Here is a 20,759-nt window from a genome sequence, read left to right on the forward strand (position 1 = left end):
CTTATCCCCCTAGAGGCGTTACACCACTAACGGGTTGAGCAAAGCTCGTGGCTCTCTGGAGGGCGATTAAAGCTCGGTTATAGTTCAAAATGGCGGAAATCAAGTTGCCCTTGGCTTGGGTTAGGGAGTTTTCAGCACTGGTCACATCTAACTGAGTACCAATCCCAGCACTAGATCGCAACCGCGCCAAGGCTAGACTTTCTTCTGCCAGCTGGACACTGCTTTGGGCCGTATTGATATTGCGTAAATTCGATTGCAGATCGGCATAGGCTTGCTCCACCTCAAACCGCAGATCATTTTTGGTATCGGCAAATTGAGTTTCTGCGATCGCAATATTCTCTTCCTGCTGCGCCGCATTGGACTTCGCTGCTCCGCCATCAAAAAAGTTGATGGAGACCTGCAGCCCCACTGAGTAGCCAAAGGCACCAGACACATCATCATCCAGCTCATCCACTACTTCCGCGCTAGCAAAAGCCTGCAGTTGGGGTTTATTGGCCGCTAGGGCAACACGGCGCTGCTGCTGAGCCAAACGGCGTTGACTGAGAAGTTGCGCCAGCTCTACCCGATTTTGAAGAGCCAACACAATACTGTCTTCTAAGTTCAACAGCCAGCCACCCGCAATATTAACCTGATCTGCCGCCGACAGGTTGACCGTTTCCTTGATATTGAGCCGCTGGGCCAGTTGCCGTTGGGCAATTTTCTGGAGGTTTTCGGCCTGGGTGGCATTTTGGATCGTATCCGCTAGCTGAACTTCCGCCTGCAGCACATCAAACTTGGTGCCAATCCCAGCCTGCTCCCGTACCCTGGCCACCTCTAGGCTGGCCTCCGCATTGCGGACGGCATCTTTCGAAACGGTAATCAGGGCTGAGGACTGCTGCAGATTGTAGTAGTCATTCGCCACATCTAACCGCAATTGCTCAAGCTGTCGCTTTAGCTCTAACTCAGAAATTTTGACCTGGGCCTTGGCGGCCTCAATTTGCCCGGACCGGAACCCTGACGTGTAGATATTGTAGGTAGCCGAGATCGTCCCCTGAATACGATTCGAAATCCCCCCTTGGTTCCCTTGGCTAATCGGTACCGCTGCAATGGGCTGCAACGGGGTTACATTCGTAATGGCAAAGGAGGTTGCACTGGTATTGGCCCGCAATTGCAGCTGCTGAATTTGCTGATCAAAAATTTGTTGTTGACTCTGGTTTTGATCCTGCTGTAACCGCAACTGTAGTTGCTGAATATCGATAGACAGTTCTTGCTGGGATTGAAACTGTTGGGTTTGCAAACTGAGCAACGTTCGCTGCTGGGCTTGGAGTTGTGCCGCTGCATCTACCTGAATCGGCGTTTGGTTGAGAAGAAAATTAGCGGAATCCGTCCGGGTCAAAGCCGACTGCACACTCAGGGTGGGCCAATTAGCTGCTTTCGCCTGGGATAAAAAACTCTGGTTTTGCTGCAGCTGCAACTCCGTAACTTGTAGGGTCAGATTATTGCGCAGAGCCAGCTCATAGGCCTGCTGGAGGGTGAGGGGCTGATCGAGGTTAATCTCTACATCTGAGGCTTGCGTGGGTACACTCAACAAGGAGGAGTCTCGGTTCAGCTTAGATTCTGGTGCAGTTGCCTCAGGGGTCTGCCCTAAAGACGGCTGTATCCCAAGGCCAATCAGGGCTATTCCTAAACCCGCCGCCAGATAAAGTCGGATCACCATATTGTTGGACCTATCAATTCTCTGCTCATACGCTATGGGGATCGGCTTAATTCCACCTTAAAACCACTTAGAGTCGCAAATCTCAGTGTAAACCATTGTCTGTGATCGCCTCTGTTACATAGAGATGGCATACAGAGATTAGTAAGGTTCTAGGTCGCCGCTAGTCCCCAAGGCGCAGCGTCCAAGGGTTGAGACATTGCTTCTTCTGCAATCCATGCTGTCTGCCAAGGACCACCGCCCACTTCTAGACCACAGAGGTGACTATGAGCTTTAAGGAGCAGGGTGGTTCCTTGCTGATGATAGCGTTTTAAAGTGAGGGTGACACAGCCATGCATGGTGTCCTTACAGATAAAAATCAGGCCGTTCTGAGTGGGGGCACGGAGGGGAGTGCCGTTGCGATCGCAACTCGCCCAAATTTCCACCGCATATTCCGAATTCCTGGCCGTCATCGTCCACTCCCCCCAAGGCGTTACCGACCAAGAGATCTCAGAATTCCAGGGGGCAAACTCATAAAACTGCCCCTGATGATGAATGCCAATCAAACCCACAGATTCCATCCACCACAATACCCCTCGACGTCCAGCTGCCGCCGTTAACGCTAAATTCGGCTGATTTTCAAAACAATTGCAATTAATCCAAAACCATTTCTGGGGAAAGGCTCCTCCCCAATTTTTCTCAGCATAGGCAGGGGCATTTTCAAAAACAAATCGCTGGCCTTGCCAGTCCACCCACCCCGTCGCCCATCCATGGGCCATCATCACCTGCCATCCAGGTTCAAAAATGGGCAAAAACGATAGCAGTCCTGCGGTGGCTCGTTGCGTCTTCCCCGCCTCTCCCCAAGCATAAATCGGTTGAATTCGATAAGCCCAATGAGCGGTTTGCCCCGTTCCCGGATCTTGCAGATGGCCTTGATGCCAAGTATGGGTTCCCTGATATCCCTGGATGATTTGCCGATCAAACTCATCAGGCGCTAGCCACTGGGGTTGTAAGCCTGGAATTCCACAACTCCAATGGCCCAGGCCTAATGGCCCCATGCCTGCAGGAGCCCCCCAAGACCAAAACTGACGAACATCTGCAAAGGTTCGGCAAAAATAAGTATCTTCAGGACCTAAAATCTGGGCAGCCCCACCGCTATGGGGTTGCCCCCCGATGGGATCTTCAATGGAATACATAAAAGCGAAGGTCTGATCCAGCTCTGGCAAGGTGACCCGGTAATACCAGCCTTCAAAAAATCGCCGCTGACTACCATCCCAGTGATAACCACTGTGAGGCGTAATCAGGGTGGAGGGCAGCGTATCCATAACCCAGTTCTGCAGAACCATTCCTGGATCTACATGGCTCTGAGGCTTTTCGTCCATAACATCTCTTCTTTCATCATAGGATCTGGCCGGGAAGAAGAGCGGATACGACGCCATACAAAAAGTTAGCCTCAGGAGGGCTCACGAGGAGCCAGGGAGCAGAACCCCTGAGGCAAATGCTATCCTAACAAGGCCAGCCAGTCAGCCACCTGAGTGGATTTACGGAAACTATTTTTTCTCAGAGAACCAATATTTGTAAGGTGCGCAGCCATTGATGCCCCATCAGATATTCGAGCTCTCCTGAACCAGACACGATGCCTGCGAAAAAATGGCTCAGCCCTTGGGAAAGACTGAGCCATTTTGATGTCTTCTCCTTGAATACAGGACGCTACGACGGCGGCATAGCCATATTAGTAGAGGCGGCATCCAGGATCGTGAATAAGAGTCCTAGGGCTTAGGAACAGATGGCATCGGTACCGTTGGAGCAATATTAGACTCCGAAGGAGGCGTTGTTGGCGCATCCGGCGCGGCAGGGGTGGTCGGTACTGATGGCTGGGGAACAGACGGTAACGGCACGGTTGGTGCAACAGCAGGATCCGATGTTGCTCCAGCCGGAGCAGGCGATGCACCGGTTGATGCATCTGCTTTCACACAGTTGAGGGTACGCAAGGTGGCTGCTGCCGCATAATTACGCTGAGCCGATTGGTTGGGCGTAAAGGCCAAACCCTTTTCATTCAAGGGAGAGGCCACACCACAATAGCTGGACATTTCGGTAATCACAGTAGATGCCCAGTGACCACTGGTATCGGTGAAATTGAGAGCCGGTTGCTTCTCAGCCAGTTGAGTCTCTAGTCCTCCCAAAGATTTGGCATACAGGGCCGCTTTCTTGAGCACTGCCATCATTTCTGCTCGAGTGACTTTACGAGTGGGCTGAAAGGTCCCATCTGGATAGCCTTTAACGATATCGTTTTGCTGGGCAAAGGCAATCTTAGCTGCACTCCAACGACTGGCCGCCACATCTGGGTAGGGATTACCGCTGGCTTGGCTGGGAACCGTAAAGTTAACACCAGGGATATTCTTCAGAGACTCTAGAATCATGGAGACCAATTGCTCACGGGTCAAAGACTCCAACGGACGGAAGGTATTATCTTCAAACCCAGCAATAAACTTAAGAGCAACGGCTTGACTAATATCTTTGAGATAAATGTCATTTTCGACATCTGGAAACGGTACTGCGCTAATCCCTTTAGAGAGATAAACATGACCTAACGTTTTCTTCTTAAAGCTTCGTTTCGTCAGTCGCCATTCAGGATTCAAAATAATTTTGGCAAATCCAGGCGTTTTACCATTAGTGCGACCCAATTCAATAACCTGATCCCCCCCTGCCTTGGAGTCAGGAATACCCATCAAAACCATATCTGTATCCGTTTTCTGAATTTGGACGAGATAACGTCCGCCCAAATCTTCGCCGTCCACGCGAATTGAGTAGCCATTTTGATCCACACTGCGGCCACACAAACCAGTGAAGTCAAAGTTCAGTAAGAGAGGGTCGACGACAACCGGATTACTGCCACTTTCACTCCAGCATTCTTTTTCCGAGGAAATTTGTTCCAGGATCAAGAGTTGGTGAATATTGCCATTGCCGATCGGGGCTGCTACCAACACAAACTTAGACTGATCGATTTCTCTTTCACTAAAGGTCGCGGCTCGGGCTGCTGGCATAGTGGCCCCTACTGCAAACGTGGCAGAGGCCGCAAAAGCGAGGAGTTGAACAATGGGGCGTAAGGATAATTTCATGGGTTTGGCTCTACAACGGGTTGGTGAATTCTGTTGAGCGATATGGATCAGCCTTTGTGACGATATGCATCATCTGGCTTGTTCCGGGGGTTCGTTTTAAGTCGAGAGTGTATCACGCCAAACCGTTTATTTTTCTTTATCCTCCCAAAATATAACTAATTTTTAAGCCCTGATTTTGGTAGTGAAGGTGGCCTATACCAACGCCACAAACGATGAGGACTCACCCCCAAGGTATACAGCCCCAACAACGCCCAATTCCGCAAGGTACAGCGGAGAATGCCTTCCTGTTCCCAACGCCGAGGCGAGACTAAAACGCGATCGCAGACAAACTGAATCGGAATTTGCTTCTGTTTAAGCTGCCGCATGAGCGCCACGTCTTCCATGATCGGGATATTGGGAAAGCCGCCCACCTGATCAAACGTGGCCCGATCGACAAATATGGCTTGGTCGCCATAGGGAATGCGCGTTAAACGCGATCGCACCGAGGCGACGCGGCTAACCCACTTCAGGCCCGCTCTAGGACTATCAATGCCCAGATCAAAGGCCCCGGCAGCAGCTTGCTCCATCGTCAACTTGATTTGCAGTAGTGCCGTTGACGGCAGTCTGGTATCCGCATGTAAAAACAACAGGGTGGGCGCTTGGGCCAGTTTAGCCCCGGCATTCATCTGAGATCCGCGTCCCACCGGAGCAGTGATTCCTTGGATGTCAGGGGGCAGATATTTCAGCGTTGAACCCTCTGGATCACCGTCCACCACAAGGACTTCATAAACCATATCCCCGGCAATGGCCTGGAGATGGTCAACCAAGCGCAAAATATTCGCCCCTTCATACAGCACAGGAATAACAATGGAAAGTTCAGGGTGCATCGTGGCCCAAGAGGTCAAGATGTTGCTGCAGAAAAGTCATACTTTCGGTTTGGGCACCCGCCTGGGATAGTCGTTGGTGGAAGTGACGTAAATCGTCTAATGTATCGACATCATACCAAGTCGGTAGTTGGTGCACAGAACAGGATTGGAGGCGCTGCAGAGTTTGCTCGAACACCGTCTCTGTACTCCAGGGCATATCGGCAAAAACCCCAGGTGTAAAGGTCTCAGGTGTAAATCCGAGGGTATAGTACCCACCATCATCACTTGGACCAATCACGACTTGCTGCTGCTCTAGAGCCTTCAGTCCATGTTGCAAATAGGCCAGGGGCAAATCAGGACTATCGCTACCTGTAATTAAAGCACCGCCATATCCCTTCTCAAAACAGGTGGTAAAGGCATGGGCCATGCGATCACCCAAATCATCTCCTTGCTGGGGCAGGTAGGTATATTGAGGACCTAACCAATCCTGCACCGCAGTTTCTGCTGCCGCCGGAGCATAGAAAATTAGGTGGTCTATCCCCAATTGTTGGGTGGTGAAGAGTAAATCTCTAGCAAAGCAGCCGTAGAGCGCCGCAGCTGCTTCAAACCCAATACTTCGTCCTAATCGAGATTTAACCGTGCCAGGGATAGGGTTTTTGACAAAGAGCAGGAGGCAAAAGGGCGTATTGGAGGACCTATCCTGGTCGTTCATAAAAACGATGGCAAACCGAACGTCCCTATCATATCGGCTCTAAGCCGCTTTCAGATTCAGAGAACGGGCGCGACGATGTCCCAAGGCATAGCATAGACGGCGCTCTAGGGTGCGATGGGTGCAGCGCACCACCCGGTTCTGATCGGCATTGGCAAAGAACCAATCACAACGCCATAAATAACGCTGACAAGTTAACACCCACTGTTGCCCCTCAAATTCAAATTGAGCCATGAAATGAGCTTGGTGTTTCGATTGCTCACTCAGACGAATTTTTAACCCTAAGCCTTTTTGCAGTCTGGCACTCATCGCTCGATCCAGTTCTTGCTGAAATGCAGCCCGCAAGAATACTAACCGCCGCCGATACCGAATTGCCATACGGAGCTTGCGCTGTTGATAGCGCTGGCGTTGGTTGCAATAGGCTTGATCCACTTGGGTTGCCACAAAAGCTTGCGTAGGCGTGGTTAGACCGATGGACATTGCTTGCGTCTCCAGAGGGGCTAAATTAGTACAAATGTACTTTATCTGTATTTTTTGCCTCTGTCAATCCCTAAACAAGTGCAGGGTGGATTGGAACAACATGTAACCAATACACCATATGTAGCTAATCTATTTAGTTTAAATACTACATGTAGTGCTTTGAGTTCATCGCAATCAAAAAAGAGGCTCTGCAAGCAGAGCCTCTTAAGGTAGTCAATGATTAATGCAGGATGTGAAATCACCCAAACTTGATAGTGGGTGATGCAGCGTTATGCGATCGCAGCCATCTTCACATCATTGGTATTTAGAATTTCTTGAAGCTCATCCGAATCCATCGTTTCATTCTCAACTAGACGGCGAGTAATTTCATCAAGAATTGCACGGTTGCCCACCAACACATCTTTGGCACGCCGGTAGGCTTGATCCACTAGGTTACGAACCTCATCATCAATCGTGGCGGCTGTCTCTTCTGAGAAGTCTCGCTCGCTCATGATGTCGCGTCCCATGAAAGGATTGCCTTGCTGACGACCTAAAGCCACAGGACCTAAACGATCGCTCATGCCATATCGCGTAATCATGTCTCGCGCCGTGCGAGCAACCACTTGAAGATCGCTAGAAGCTCCTACAGTAACTTCTTCTTCACCATAAACAATTTCCTCAGCAATTCGACCGCCAAGTGCAACAGCCATTTCGTTTTGCATACGACTTCGGCTTTTGAGCATTTGATCTTCACTAGGGGTAAACCACGTCAATCCCTCAGCTCGTCCTCGAGGAATGATGCTGATTTTCTGAACTGGGTCGTAGTCTGGCATCAACGCACCCACAAGAGCATGGCCTGCTTCATGATAGGCAACTAAACGCTTACGGTGCTCGCTCATCACACGATCTTTCTTCTCAGGACCAGCCAAGACACGGTCAACGGCATCGTTGATTTCATCCATAGAAATCTCAGTCAGATTTCGACGAGCCGCTAGAATCGCAGCTTCATTTAAGAGGTTAGACAAGTCAGCACCGGTAAATCCAGGGGTCCGACGAGCCATTTTCTCTAAGTCAACATCCTTAGAAAGGGTTTTGCCGCGAGCATGGACATTAAGAATTTCACGACGTCCTTTGTAATCGGGGCGATCCACCACCACTTGGCGGTCAAAACGACCGGGACGCATAAGGGCTGCATCCAGTACATCAGGACGGTTAGTCGCTGCAATAATAATGATGCCAGTGTTACCTTCAAAGCCATCCATTTCTGTTAGGAGCTGGTTGAGGGTCTGTTCCCGCTCATCATTACCGCCACCTAAACCAGCACCCCGCTGACGGCCAACGGCATCGATTTCATCGATAAAGACGATACAAGGAGCGTTGGTTTTAGCTTGCTCAAACAAGTCTCTGACTCGAGATGCACCCACACCCACAAACATTTCCACAAACTCTGAACCAGAGATGGAGAAAAAGGGCACACCAGCTTCTCCAGCCACAGCCTTCGCTAAAAGGGTTTTACCGGTTCCAGGAGGACCCACCAGCAGTACGCCCTTAGGAATCTTGGCACCGACTGCGGTAAAGCGGTCTGCATTCTTTAGAAAGTCAACGACTTCTGTCAGCTCTAATTTGGCCTGCTCAATACCCGCCACATCATTAAAAGTGACTTGGGTTTGAGGCTCCATCTGCACACGAGCCTTGGACTTACCAAAGTTCATGGCTTGGTTACCCGGTCCAGACTGCGCCCGACGGAACAAAAAGAATAGTCCCACGAGTAAAAGGACAGGGACCAAAAATGTACTCAATGCCTTAAACCAAACCCCTTCTTCTCTTTGAGGAAGGACAGCAATATCAACATCTTGCTTCGTCAAGATATCGATAAAGTCTGGATCTGGGGGCAAGTTAACGGTAATCGTGCCCTCGCCAGATTTCACTTCAGCCATCGTTCGGTCGGCGCTGATGCGAATTTTTTCAACGTTGTTATTTTCAACTTCTTCGATCAGCTTGCTGTAACGCCAAGTTGGGTTATCAGCAGGCTGGCGCTCTAGCAAAGCTGTCCCTAATGCCAAGACAACAATGGCTAACAGCGCATACAATCCTGCATTTCTCCACCGCTTATTCACGGACTTTAATCCTCCAGGTTCAGAATGGGGCGATGCGATCGCTACATTAACTAATGTTAACCCATTCTTTCAGAGGTGGGGCTAGCTGCTGGTAATTACGCTGTTTTCTGGATTCACCAAACGTAAGAGCTTCTGCTTAATTTGGGTATCGTAGACGCTCCACTTCAGCTTGGCGTAATCCGAGTTCTCATTCAGCCCCGACAAAAAGCCCATAGGAATTTCAAATCCACCCGCCAGGGAGCGGCCACCCCCAAAAAATCGGCCCTGGGTATCTTGACCAAAGGCTTCTTTAATAAATTCATCAGGGTCTAGGGTTAGCTTCGTGGTGCGCAAGGACCCGACCACCAATTCCAGATCTTCATCTTCATCATGGACAATGCCATACACCACTGCCGTATGCACATTGTCTTCAGTCACTAAAAAATCTGCCGCTTGAGGGATGGCATCGCGGTTGTCATAGCGGAGAAAACCGACACCAGCAATCGTCACATTGTTGTAGACGCTGCGATTTTTGAGAGCGCTCTCAATCACATCCATGACCTGCTTCGACCGAGAAGATTGCAGCACCGTATTCAGGAGCTGACTATCGTAGAAGCGGCTTAAGTAGGCCGCTGCCAGAAAATCTTCTTCTTGGGCTTGCTTGAGAAAGTTGGTGTCAGAACGCAGGCCATGCATGAGCGCCGTTGCACAATTCACATGTTCACTGACATTGCTATCAAACTCTAGTAAACCAGCCTGGAGATACTGGGTCAGGATCGTCGCTGTCGCCCGAGTATTGGGCCGTACATCCGTAAATTCAGCTTCTACCCCTTCTTGCAAACTGTGGTGATCGATAACGACGGTGATCGGAATATCCGCCGCCTGTAAAATCGGTAGTAATTGGCTGGTCGTGCCCTGATTATCAATCAAGACACAGCCCTGATAAGCTGATAAATCTTTTCCTTTGGTTTTTGGAGACTGACAAGCCCATCGTTGCACGGGCAGATTGGTCAGTTTCACTAGGGCAATATTCTCTTGATGGCTCAGGGTGCCAGCGTAGAGAATTTCGCATTGAATATCATACTGCTCTGCAATCAGCTTGTAGGCCCAAGCGGAAGACAAGGCATCTGGATCAGGAAAGTCTTGCAAAATCACAAGTTGCGAATCGCCGCGATGACTTTCGAGTACCTTAGCAAAAGCGTCAGCACGTTGTTCCTGGGCTCGCCCATTCAGACTCGTAAGATTACTAGAAGATCGAGCACCCAGTTTTTCAGACGAGTTGAGATTGGCTGAACGAGTCTCTGATTTAGGGTCAACTGACTTCAAAGAAGTTGAAACCATAGTAAAAACCTAATGTTAGGTAGGAGTAATATTCAGATGGAACATAGACACGGACAGAACCGCTTAATTTAAGGCAAAGCAGATTCTGAAGATTATCACGAATCGCTGGGATTGGGATCGGTGCTAGCTATCCTGCAGGCGCTTACTCCACTGATTCCCTTATGCTTATTTTCTTCGATCCTAATTGAAAATACCAGCCCCTTAATGTGAGGATACCCCTAAAGTTATGGGGAAGAATACTCGCCTTTATGCGTTTAAGGCAGAGTAACAAGCCACAAATTACATACCAATGACATATTTACGCCATTCTTGATGAACCCCATTGCGTAGATGCTTGGTGACCTCAAAATACAGGCTACTGTAAGGACGACGCGGCGTTTGCTTCAGGATCATCCGGGCTTCTTTAGGCGTCCGATTGCCTTTTTTGACGTTACAGCGGACACAGGCCGTCACCATATTTTCCCAGGTATCTCCCCCTCCTCGTGATCGGGGCATCACATGATCTAGGGTTAAATCATCACCAGCATGTCCGCAATATTGACATGTATGGCTATCGCGATGTAGTAGGTTTCGGCGAGTTAAGGGAATTTCTTTGTAAGGCACCCGCACATATTGGCGCAATCGAATGACCGTCGGCAAGGGAAAGTCTCGATACACAAACTTACCGTTGTGTTCTACTTGCTCAGCTTTTTCTTTGAGGACTAAAACAACCGCTCGACGCCAACTGGTGATATTGAGCGGCTCATAGGAGGCATTCAGAACGAGAACTTTGCCCATGAATCCTTGCCCAGGCAGATCTGATACAGATAGTAGCACATACCCCATGAAACCTATGATTGGGCAATACTTAGGCCCATTTACTGAGGGCTGACGGTAAATACCCCCCAAACGTTACGGTTGTCCCAACGACAGTCTAGAGTGGCGCTGCTTATAGTGATGAATGTATGAATTCAGCAAACCAAGTCCTGGAAATCGTCAGGGGGTAACCCTAACGATTTGCGACTGACGGCTCCCCCTGGTGCTGCCCTACTGCAAAGTCATTTGATGACCGCTTGGTAATCCCCACAGCACTAAAACCGTCTACACCAGGTTCGGTAAATACGCCTTCAAGATCTGGCTAGGAAAGCCAAGTATAGAGGTAAGTTAACCCTCCCACGGCGCTTGCTATTAGTACAAATGAACTAATAGCTCGTCTATGGGTGTTCTAGAACCCGGTCAGTGACCTGTTTGCTTAACAGACAATTTTTTAGAAGGAGCCTGTAAAAACCTATGGCAAAAGTTGTTGGAATAGATTTAGGAACCACTAACTCTTGCGTAGCAGTGATGGAAGGGGGCAAACCCACGGTCATTGCCAACGCAGAAGGATTCCGGACAACCCCCTCCGTTGTCGCTTATGCCAAGAATGGTGATCGCCTGGTCGGTCAAATTGCCAAGCGCCAATCGGTCATGAACCCTGAGAATACGTTCTACTCAGTGAAGCGATTCATTGGCCGCCGTCAAGACGAAGTCACCCATGAAACGACTGAAGTCTCCTATCAAGTCCTCACTGAAGGAGGCAGCATTAAAGTGGACTGCCCTGCAGCAGGCAAGAAGTTTGCCCCTGAAGAGATTTCAGCTCAGGTCCTCCGCAAATTAGTCGATGATGCCAGTAAATATCTCGGCGAAAAAGTCACTCAGGCGGTGATTACCGTTCCCGCCTATTTCAACGATTCCCAGCGCCAAGCCACAAAGGATGCCGGCAAGATTGCCGGTGTGGAAGTCCTGCGGATTATTAACGAGCCCACCGCTGCTTCTCTCGCCTACGGTTTAGATAAAAAAAGCAACGAAACCATTTTGGTATTTGACCTTGGGGGAGGAACCTTCGACGTCTCCGTACTTGAAGTGGGTGACGGGGTGTTTGAAGTACTCTCCACTTCAGGTGATACCCACTTGGGCGGGGATGACTTCGACAAACAGATTGTGGATTACTTGGCAGCCGAGTTCCAGAAAGCCGAAGGCATTGATCTACGCAAAGATAAGCAAGCCCTACAGCGTCTGACTGAAGCGGCAGAAAAAGCGAAAATTGAGCTTTCCAATGTCACCCAAGCGGATGTCAACCTTCCCTTTATCACAGCGACTCAAGATGGTCCTAAGCATTTAGACACCACCCTTACTCGCGCTAAGTTTGAAGAGCTCTGTTCTGATTTGATCGACCGCTGTCGGATTCCCGTTGAGAATGCCGTCCGTGATGCCAAAATCGATAAGAGCGCTCTTGATGAAGTGGTGATGGTTGGGGGTTCCACCCGCATTCCCGCGATTTTAGAAGTCGTTAAGAAAGTCCTTGGTAAAGAACCCAACCAATCTGTTAACCCGGATGAAGTGGTTGCCGTCGGTGCTGCCATTCAAGGGGGTGTGCTGGCCGGTGAAGTTAAAGATATTCTCTTACTAGACGTCACACCACTGTCCTTGGGAGTTGAAACTCTCGGTGGCGTCATGACCAAGCTGATTCCCAGAAACACCACGATTCCCACCAAGAAATCAGAAGTGTTCTCAACGGCGGTGGATGGCCAAACCAATGTGGAGATTCATGTACTCCAGGGTGAGCGGGAAATGTCCACAGACAACAAGAGTCTGGGAACCTTCCGCTTAGACGGGATTCCTCCCGCCCCTCGAGGCGTGCCTCAAATTGAAGTCACCTTCGATATTGATGCCAACGGTATTCTCAATGTCACCGCTAAAGAAAAAGGCACTGGCAAAGAACAATCCATTAGCATTACGGGGGCTTCCACCCTGTCCGATGCCGAAGTCGACAAGATGGTTCAAGATGCAGAGCAAAATGCCTCTGTAGACAAAGAACGTCGCGAGAAAATCGAGACCAAGAACCAGGCCGATACGCTGGTGTACCAATCCGAGAAGCAATTGTCTGAATTAGGCGATAAGGTTTCCAGTGAGGATAAAGAGAAGGCTGAAGGGCTAATCAAAGATCTTAAAGAAGCCATCTCCAGTGAAAACCATGAGCAAATGCAGTCTCTAACCACTGAGTTGCAGCAAGCCCTATACAGCATCAGCACACAGCTCTATCAGCAAGGTGATGCTGCAGCGGCAGGAGCACCCGAAGGGGCTGCACCGGATGAGCCTAGTGACACTACTGGTGGCGACGATGATGTCATCGATGCTGATTTCACTGAAACGAAATAGAGTTCGCGATCTATCGGTTCGCTAGAGTCGATAGATCCGTCTTAAGACTTAGGTTTCTATTACTCCTTCTAAACTCTGCTCTTAATCAAAGAGCAGAGTTTTTTTCATGAGTGAAATCTGAGGCCTTCTGCAGACGTAATCCAGAGACAAATTATATTGCGACTGATTCAGCTCATTCGCTAGTTATGCAAATGCTAGCAATAAGGTCTCCGCTGGCAATTGCGCGACATCAAGGGCCAGGTCAGTAGCGATGGGTTATGAAATTCACTACAGTTGCGCGATCGCAATCACCGCATCCAACCCATGGATGGCTTCCAATAAAACATAGATAGCTTTTACATCCCATAGAGGCAATGCACAAAACCAGGCGCATTCTCAGCCGCAAGGTGGGCAGGGAAGACGTCGGCGTTTCGCCTAACCAAGCTGTCTATTGATGATGTGGAGCAGGTTGAATGTTAGGGGCAGTTGCCTTCATACCGATTACCGAAATAGCAGCTGTTATTCTCAGCATATTTATCGGGTTGCGAACCCGCCCCAACGCTTATCCAGTAGCAGGAGCCCTGGCCCTGGGTATTGTGTCTGGCCTGGGCCTTCTCTCGTTCTTGCTTCAGATCGGCTTTTTGCTAGGACGACCTGAGTGGCTACCCTTTGTGGAACTGGCTGTTTTACTGCCTTTAGTGGGACTGCAATGGCGACGATGGCCCATCATCAGGGATATTCCCCACCGCATCATGATGATAGGTCGAGAGGCTCCAGTCACACTGACAGTCTTGGCCGTTGCCCTACTCTACCTGTTGCTTCAAGCCGTGCTCCTACCACCGAGTAGTTGGGATGCCCTGACCTACCACTTACCGAGAGTCCTACTCTGGGAGCAAAATCGCAGCCTGTTCCTCCGAGATTTCATCATTACGCCCCAAGCCGCCTTCCCAGTGGGGTCAGATATTCTCTCGCACTTATTCTTACGATTCGGGACGGACTATGGGTTGGGGCTATTTAGTTGGCTATCGTATCTGACGATATTGCTGGCTACCTATGGACTCGCACGTCCGCGAGTGAATCGCCACATCGCTTTAACCACAGCCCTTATCATCGCTTCACTCCCCGAAGTGGTCTATCAGGCCACGGGCACCAAAAATGACATTATCCTAGCGGCAGTGGCGATTGCCTGTGTAGTTTGGGCGGATCGCTGGTTGCAGTCTCCTTCCTTTGAAGCACTGTTGGGGTTGGGCTTGACTCTCTGTTTTGGCGTAGCGGTAAAAACAACCTTCGTTCTATTTGCCTTTTTCTTTGGGCTGACTTGGCTGAGTTTAGTGGTTCAGCAAGGACGGTTGGGCTTGCTGGTGCAGTCATCCATGCGACATTGGCGCTGGATTGGGGTCAGCTTAGTCCCGGCTGTAATTCTGTCCCAGGCCTGGTTGTTTTGGGATAACTATCGCCAGTTTGGTGGATTTCTGGGACCTGCTAAGTTTGCGATCGCAAACCGCAACAATGATGGTTTAGTCGGCGGCATTGCCAACTTGATTCGCTATAGCTTCCAAAGTATTCACCTACTTCAGCCTGTGGATATCCTGTGGAAAAAGGGGATGGGTTGGTCCCTGACAGATGGCTTACAAAATCTCTACAACACAATTTTTGAACCGATCTTAGGGATGGCGGGCCGCAGTCAATTAGCCTTATCCACGCCTTTTGTTATCCTCTGGGATATGAAAGAAGATACATCCTGGTTTGGGCCATTGGGAATTTTGCTGGTGGTCCCAGCGGTGGTTTGGTGTGCTGTTAAAGGCCAACGACTCCCTAGAATCATGGCATTTGTGTCCATCGCCTTGGTATTGGCCCTCTGCTATGCCATGGGCTGGTCACCCTGGAAAAGTCGGTTCTTTATTTTGGTGGCGGCAACGAGTGGCCTGTGTGTAGCCATGCTGTTACAGCGACTTCAACCAAGACCCTGGATGCTCAATGGTTTACGGATGCTGAGTTTGGTGATCCTTTGCTATGCCTGTGCATTTAATTTCGCCAAACCGCTCTGGTATATGCCCTCGCCTCAGCCCTTAGACAATATTTGGGTCTTGAGTGACTGGACCCGCAACCGTTTGATTTATGAGCAAGCTAATGGGGGAGATCGAGTAGAACAGATTGGACAACATATTCTACCAGGGCAAAAAGTGGCTGTTGTGGGCTATGACCATTACTTTCCGATGATGTTTCATAATCCAGGACGTGAGTTTGTTTTACTCCCGGCGGACAAGACCCCTAATAAGCAATACGATTTGGCGACAATCGAATCCCGCTTAGCAGAGGCAGATTATTTGTTGTGTTTGGAACAAGCGTGCGATCTCAACAACTTAGATCTCCAACTCAATTTACTCTGGCAAACTGCCCCTCACTTCCGTTTTACGCAACTATACGAAATTACCTCTCCTGCCCGGCTTAACCAGAGGTAAAGCCCTATCAGCCCATTGCCATATCTTTTCTGGTGCTGTCAGGAATGGCCATCGCAAAGCCCCGTCCAGCCACCAACTTTACTCCAGTCTTGATCCATCCTCTTAAAGCAAGCCATGGATTCTAGACAGAGGCCAATGATTGCACCATTCTTGATGCAATCATTGGCCTCTGTCTAGAATCCTGGTACGAGTCTTGGTGAGGTTTTTCTTCAATCCAAGGCTTTAGTCGGCAATCAATCTAATCGTCAGAAATTCAGTGGTTCCCAACGACTACGGGCTTGGGAACCATCACCTCGACGCGCCATCGCCAGTAGAAAGTCACTGGTTCCAATCAGCAAGGTGTAAATTAAATCCACAGTGAAGTCTTCTTCATCGACCGCACTAGGGGGTAAACGGGTCGCATTGGAGTCATCAAACACATCAAACCGATAAACCGGTCCCGACAGCGATCGACCTGATTCACTTTGAGCCTCTCTCAAACTGATATTCGTGGATTCAAGCTTTTGAAAGGAAAGGATATGGAGTGATGCTTTATTCCCAACAGATTCCAGTGTCCGATACATCCGTAGAGTCGCTAAAATTCTGCTGGTATACTCCTGAAAATCAATATCCTTGGTGGCCGCGATGGAAAAGCGTCCTTCCAAAGCATTAAAGGTATAGTCCGCATATTCATAGATGGGATAACGGACAGTTGTGCGGCTGCTATTTTCTGCAATCACCCGTGGCCCTCGCAGACCGTCCCAGGAAACACTGCCATCTGTGGCACCATTTTCTTGATCAGTGAGTGGGCAAACGGTTCCAGTGCCTTGCGGACTACTAGATTGATCCCCAAAGAAAGTTCGTTCAGTATCGGGAGCAACTGCTGGCCAGAACGTACTCAAGGCGGCACAGAGCTTTGCATCTTCGGGAAACGGACTTCCCAATCCATAGGCAGAGAGATGAGTCGCTCCTCCAGGAATGCGATCACCGCTCGTATCCCAGCCTGGAGCAAATACTCCGGCAGCAGCATCAGGGAGCGCTGCATGGCGTGCTGTCGTGGGTACAACGGGCTTAGGCTGGAGTAAATTGATATCTTGGAGTGCCGTCACAATCGCTGTAACCGTATTATCATCTTCACGAAATTCAGCATTAGCCAAGGTGATATTGGGGGCCGATCGCTCATCCGACAACGGAATAGGTCCAGCTCGCCAAAAATCCCAGTACCCTCCCAGAACAAGCTGACGGAGCCAAGGAGGTTGAGCCGATAATGTGCTTTGGTCTTGAATCTCACTCCACCATTCATAGACTTCCCGTTGGTCTACCGCTGGAAAGAAGTCCGGAGCCGCGATTAGAGAGTAAGCAGGTATAGAATCCAAGGAATCCAGTGCAGGCACAGTAGCCTTGATCCAGCCATCCCCCGTAAAGTCAGCAATATTGAGGGCTCGATATCCCCCTTGCGTGGCCTTGCCAACTACATCTGGACGATTGCCAAAGTAGACGGTTCTGCCATTGTCTACCTCAAATCGGACATGAGCATATTCCGGCCAGGGACGGACAGGAGGCCCTTCAGGTTCATTAAAACTGAGGGTCGGAGAAAAAGCATCATAAAAAGCACCCTGCATGGGAGGAGACTGAAACGTCAGCGGTGCATTGTTAAAGCTAGCCCGTGCCACCAGCGGCTGAGGTTGTGGACTGAGAAGACAAGCCCCTCCTTGAAAAATAGCCAATCCTTCTATGAGCCCTTGTGCGTTGATAAAAGGCGATTGCTGCCTCTCAGCAGCACTAAATCCTGACGGGAAACCAGCATCTTCCATACGTTGATGCAATCGCTCCAACTTTTTATTCTCATGGTGGATGGAAAAGTCAATATCAATGGTTTCATCCTTCAGGCATTCATCGCCATTGAAGAGTTTATGAACAGGTACCCAAAAGTCCCGAGTCTCGTCTCCAGGACGGGCCCGCGCTGGACCGAAGCGGCTTTCTTGAGCCCGAGAACGAACGGCGATCCAAGTACTGTAATAGCAAGGTAAAACTCGGATCATATTTTGGCTATCCCTCTCCCGAAATGGGATATAACCCCGGAGTTCTCCATCATAAATAGCGTTGGCTGTTCCGACTCGAGCCGTTCCTGTACGGGAATGGCATAAATCTGCATAACGCTGATGGGGGGTTTCAGGTGCGGGGCGATACTCTGAGGCAAAAACAGCGACAGCCAGCTCTATGGTGCCAATATCAGTTGCTAAAAGTTCGGCTGCATGTTGACGGACGTCGGCCAGACTACGATTAGTCGTGACATAAATGTAGTTAGCAATGGTGTCGAGTTCCTCCAGCGTGGGAAACTCAGTAATAGCCTGGCTCAAAGCGCCTAACGGGGTGGACTGACCTGGTACCCGGCTGACGTTTGGTGAAGCAAAGGCATGATACAGCAAGCTCGCCGCTGGATTTCCAGGCTCAATGCCTTTGGCCCGATTGGCAACAAAGTCTTCAAACCCTGGAATAGTTTTGTCGACATCGACTGCCTCGTTTAATGCACTGGCAAGGGCACTCTCACTCATGTGCTTGATGCTGAGACCATGCTTGAGCATGAGCGTCTGCCACCCTGCATCGGCAAGGCGATCGCAGATTCGTTTCACATCTGTAATTAATGCCATCGTTTTGATCTCTCCTTAATGGGAAAATGGGACGAATGGGGAAAGATTGAATATTTAATTTCAGAGCACAACTAGGCTGAACCCCTTAACTTGTAGAAGTGCGTGATATTTCAGAAAAATGACTCTGGTTGCTAGCGTTAATAAACCAGCTTTTAGAATGTTGCTCGATGGAGCTAAAGCAGGGACCAATCGTTCCAATCAGATAGTTTTGAATCAGCCCTAAGTGCACACAAACAAGGTCTAAACTATCCTTCATAATTTGTGAGAGTGAATTAACAGGCCTCACATATAGTAGAGATTAAAAAGCACCTGAAATGCGTAAATTCTGATTAATCTGGCCTATAAATTGTCCACAACTTATCAAGCTAAAGTCTTAGGCAGAAATATCTCATAAATTCTTTTATTAGAAAATAATTCAAGCACAAAAAATTCTCCACCTTAAACGAATACACTTTACTCTTGTGCAAGCTATCAGTCTGTTGAGCAGTATTTATGCAACTCAGTTTAGATAAAGGCTTCTATGTTCAGAACTACGCCCACAGCTTTTAGGCAGAAAGTAACGTAAACACTCTAAAAACCTCAACAATGAGTCTACCTTCCCGAAAATCCATAAGGCTTAATAAAATTTATAAACATTAATATCAATAGAGAAAGGATGAGATTTATTTTAGGTTGCACTGATTATACTGATTAAAAATCCATAGACATAAAAAATTCACAGCTCTAGCACAACCATTTCTAACAATGCTATTCACTTCTTAAAGTGTCTATATTTTCTTGTTGAAACTAAGCTTACTCAACTTGACTTTATGCCTTTACTTTCTCTGTCTAGAACAGCAAATTATTCCTATTCATTAGCAATAGGGATGACCATCTTATGCAGTTGTAAGTTCATCTCGCCTCCCGTGCCTTCAGCAGCAGAACAGAGTCGTCTGACTGGACAGCAGGCCACGCAAGATTTTTGGCTTGACGATGAAGTTCGCCCATTACCTGGGAAGCTTGATCAAATTCCCATGTTCAATAGCAATAGTCCGGAATGGATTAAGCAACCTGGCATTCTACTCTCAACCTTTCCTTCATCAGGCAAAGCTACTCCTGAAGCTCATCTCAACTTCGGCTTTAAGAACAACTTCACGTTATTTAGTCATCATTTTTCGCACACTCCCATTGATCTAAAAACGCTCTATTTAGGCATCATCGTTCATAACCCCAATACAGAAACGGTCACGTTAGCACTCAATACGGCTGCTAGTTACCAACTCGCTGAAGCCCCTTTCGACAAGAAGCCCTCCATTGCAGAAAATCCTGAGGGAACAGTTTTCTCCGGCCCCGGAGTCCGAACGGTGGATCAGATCCTTCGACAACTCAAGACCAATCAGCAACCTCAAAATCAAGCTGATTTCCCCAAAGTCCTGATCATTCCACCAGGGGAGTATCGTCTTCTATTGAACCACCCAATTCCTGTGAAGGGTCTTGAGAAGCCTATCAATGGACGATCCACCTTCATGCAACTCCACAGCAATCAAACCGTGAATCTTGCTGAACTTGCGATGTATGCGCCAACTACAAAATCGGGAGATGAACGAAAGCCGACCCTTGAAGAGTGGAAAAAACTACTGCTGACCGGAGGGCTTGCAGGTCCAAGGGACAAAAGGCCAACGCCACCAGGTCAGGGAGGCGTTTTAATATACAGTCGAGTATCTGGAGTGCAGGCAGGTTCCAACTGGCAAGCCCTATTGACGGATCCAGGATCAAAACACTTATCTATTCCTGCTTCAGGCAAAGGCATTTCCTATGGAATTAGCACCTTGAGAGCCGGTCGTTTAGGTACAGCACAGACTCAGGCTGCTAAACTCCTAGCCCGATACACTGATACAGCTTACGAAGCTCATGGGAATTATTGTGTGTACTACGATTTATCTTTGCCATTACATAACCCCACGTCTAGCCCCAAACAGGTGACACTGACCCTTGCAACGCCCATCAAGGTAGACAAACTCAATCCAAAAGGATTGCAGTTTACAATCCCGCCTCGCACACACCCCTATTTCCGAGGAACAGTTAGGTTGAGAATATCTGAGGACGATGGCGCTATCACGACTCAGTACGTTCATCTATGGCAAAGAACGGGAGAGCTGACCAAGCCAATGAGTACCCTAACTATCCCTCCAAAGACCACTAAAACGGTTTCAGTTGATTTCCTCTATCCACCTGACTCAACACCTCCACAAATCCTGAGGATTGCAACATCACCTGTTAAATAAGACCGC

13 protein-coding genes are annotated in these 20,759 nt (G+C 49.0%); 3 read left to right on the plus strand and 10 right to left on the minus strand.

From position 1 onward, the window contains the following. Position 1: 1 nt before the first annotated feature. From ON05_RS13540 to ON05_RS13580, 9 genes are all read right to left on the minus strand, one after another. Positions 2–1,696: a TolC family protein gene (locus ON05_RS13540; RefSeq protein ID WP_010468946.1), complete on the minus strand. Its 1,695-nt coding sequence runs from the start codon at positions 1,694–1,696 to the stop codon at positions 2–4. 149 nt (positions 1,697–1,845) lie between these two features. Next, a complete protein-coding gene (locus ON05_RS13545) occupies positions 1,846–3,018 on the minus strand; it encodes a tocopherol cyclase family protein (protein ID WP_175307177.1) in 1,173 nt (390 codons plus the stop codon). A gap of 423 nt (positions 3,019–3,441) precedes the next feature. After that, complete coding sequence (locus ON05_RS13550) at positions 3,442–4,791, minus strand: DUF3747 domain-containing protein (RefSeq protein ID WP_010468942.1); 1,350 nt, start codon at positions 4,789–4,791, stop codon at positions 3,442–3,444. 155 nt (positions 4,792–4,946) lie between these two features. Beyond that, on the minus strand, positions 4,947–5,675 hold the full coding sequence (locus ON05_RS13555; RefSeq protein ID WP_029314970.1) for a TIGR04283 family arsenosugar biosynthesis glycosyltransferase: 729 nt from the start codon (positions 5,673–5,675) through the stop codon (positions 4,947–4,949). After that, positions 5,647–6,348 carry a TIGR04282 family arsenosugar biosynthesis glycosyltransferase gene (locus ON05_RS13560; RefSeq protein WP_010468937.1) on the minus strand — a complete coding sequence of 234 codons (702 nt, stop codon included), beginning with the start codon at positions 6,346–6,348 and terminating at the stop codon, positions 5,647–5,649. The genes ON05_RS13555 and ON05_RS13560 overlap by 29 nt, the downstream gene beginning before the upstream one ends. 39 nt (positions 6,349–6,387) lie before the next feature. Beyond that, a complete protein-coding gene (locus ON05_RS13565; protein WP_010468936.1) occupies positions 6,388–6,825 on the minus strand; it encodes a hypothetical protein in 438 nt (145 codons plus the stop codon). A 269-nt stretch (positions 6,826–7,094) separates the two neighbouring features. After that, positions 7,095–8,921, minus strand: coding sequence for an ATP-dependent zinc metalloprotease FtsH3 (ftsH3, locus tag ON05_RS13570; RefSeq protein WP_010468934.1), 1,827 nt, complete (start codon positions 8,919–8,921; stop codon positions 7,095–7,097). 81 nt (positions 8,922–9,002) lie between these two features. Next, entirely contained in the window at positions 9,003–10,241 is a 1,239-nt protein-coding gene (locus tag ON05_RS13575; protein ID WP_010468932.1) for a bifunctional oligoribonuclease/PAP phosphatase NrnA, read from the minus strand. A gap of 279 nt (positions 10,242–10,520) precedes the next feature. Further along, a complete protein-coding gene (locus tag ON05_RS13580; RefSeq protein WP_010468930.1) occupies positions 10,521–11,018 on the minus strand; it encodes an HNH endonuclease in 498 nt (165 codons plus the stop codon). A gap of 492 nt (positions 11,019–11,510) precedes the next feature. Here ON05_RS13580 and dnaK point away from each other — a divergent pair, with 492 nt between their 5' ends. Beyond that, positions 11,511–13,418, plus strand: coding sequence for a molecular chaperone DnaK (dnaK, locus tag ON05_RS13585; protein ID WP_010468928.1), 1,908 nt, complete (start codon positions 11,511–11,513; stop codon positions 13,416–13,418). A 452-nt stretch (positions 13,419–13,870) separates the two neighbouring features. Then, positions 13,871–15,859 (plus strand): glycosyltransferase family 39 protein, encoded by a 1,989-nt coding sequence (locus tag ON05_RS13590; protein ID WP_010468926.1) that lies wholly within the window; start codon positions 13,871–13,873, stop codon positions 15,857–15,859. A gap of 245 nt (positions 15,860–16,104) precedes the next feature. On the opposite strand, the gene ON05_RS13595 is transcribed toward ON05_RS13590, so the two are convergent. After that, positions 16,105–18,489, minus strand: a complete 2,385-nt coding sequence (locus ON05_RS13595) for a hypothetical protein (protein WP_010468924.1) — start codon at positions 18,487–18,489, stop codon at positions 16,105–16,107. A gap of 866 nt (positions 18,490–19,355) precedes the next feature. On the opposite strand from ON05_RS13595, the gene ON05_RS13600 reads away from it, so the two are divergent. Further along, a complete protein-coding gene (locus ON05_RS13600; RefSeq protein WP_010468922.1) occupies positions 19,356–20,753 on the plus strand; it encodes a DUF3370 domain-containing protein in 1,398 nt (465 codons plus the stop codon). The last annotated feature ends 6 nt before the right edge of the window (positions 20,754–20,759 follow it).

Source organism: Acaryochloris sp. CCMEE 5410, from assembly GCF_000238775.2.
Classification (GTDB): Bacteria; Cyanobacteriota; Cyanobacteriia; order Thermosynechococcales; family Thermosynechococcaceae; genus Acaryochloris.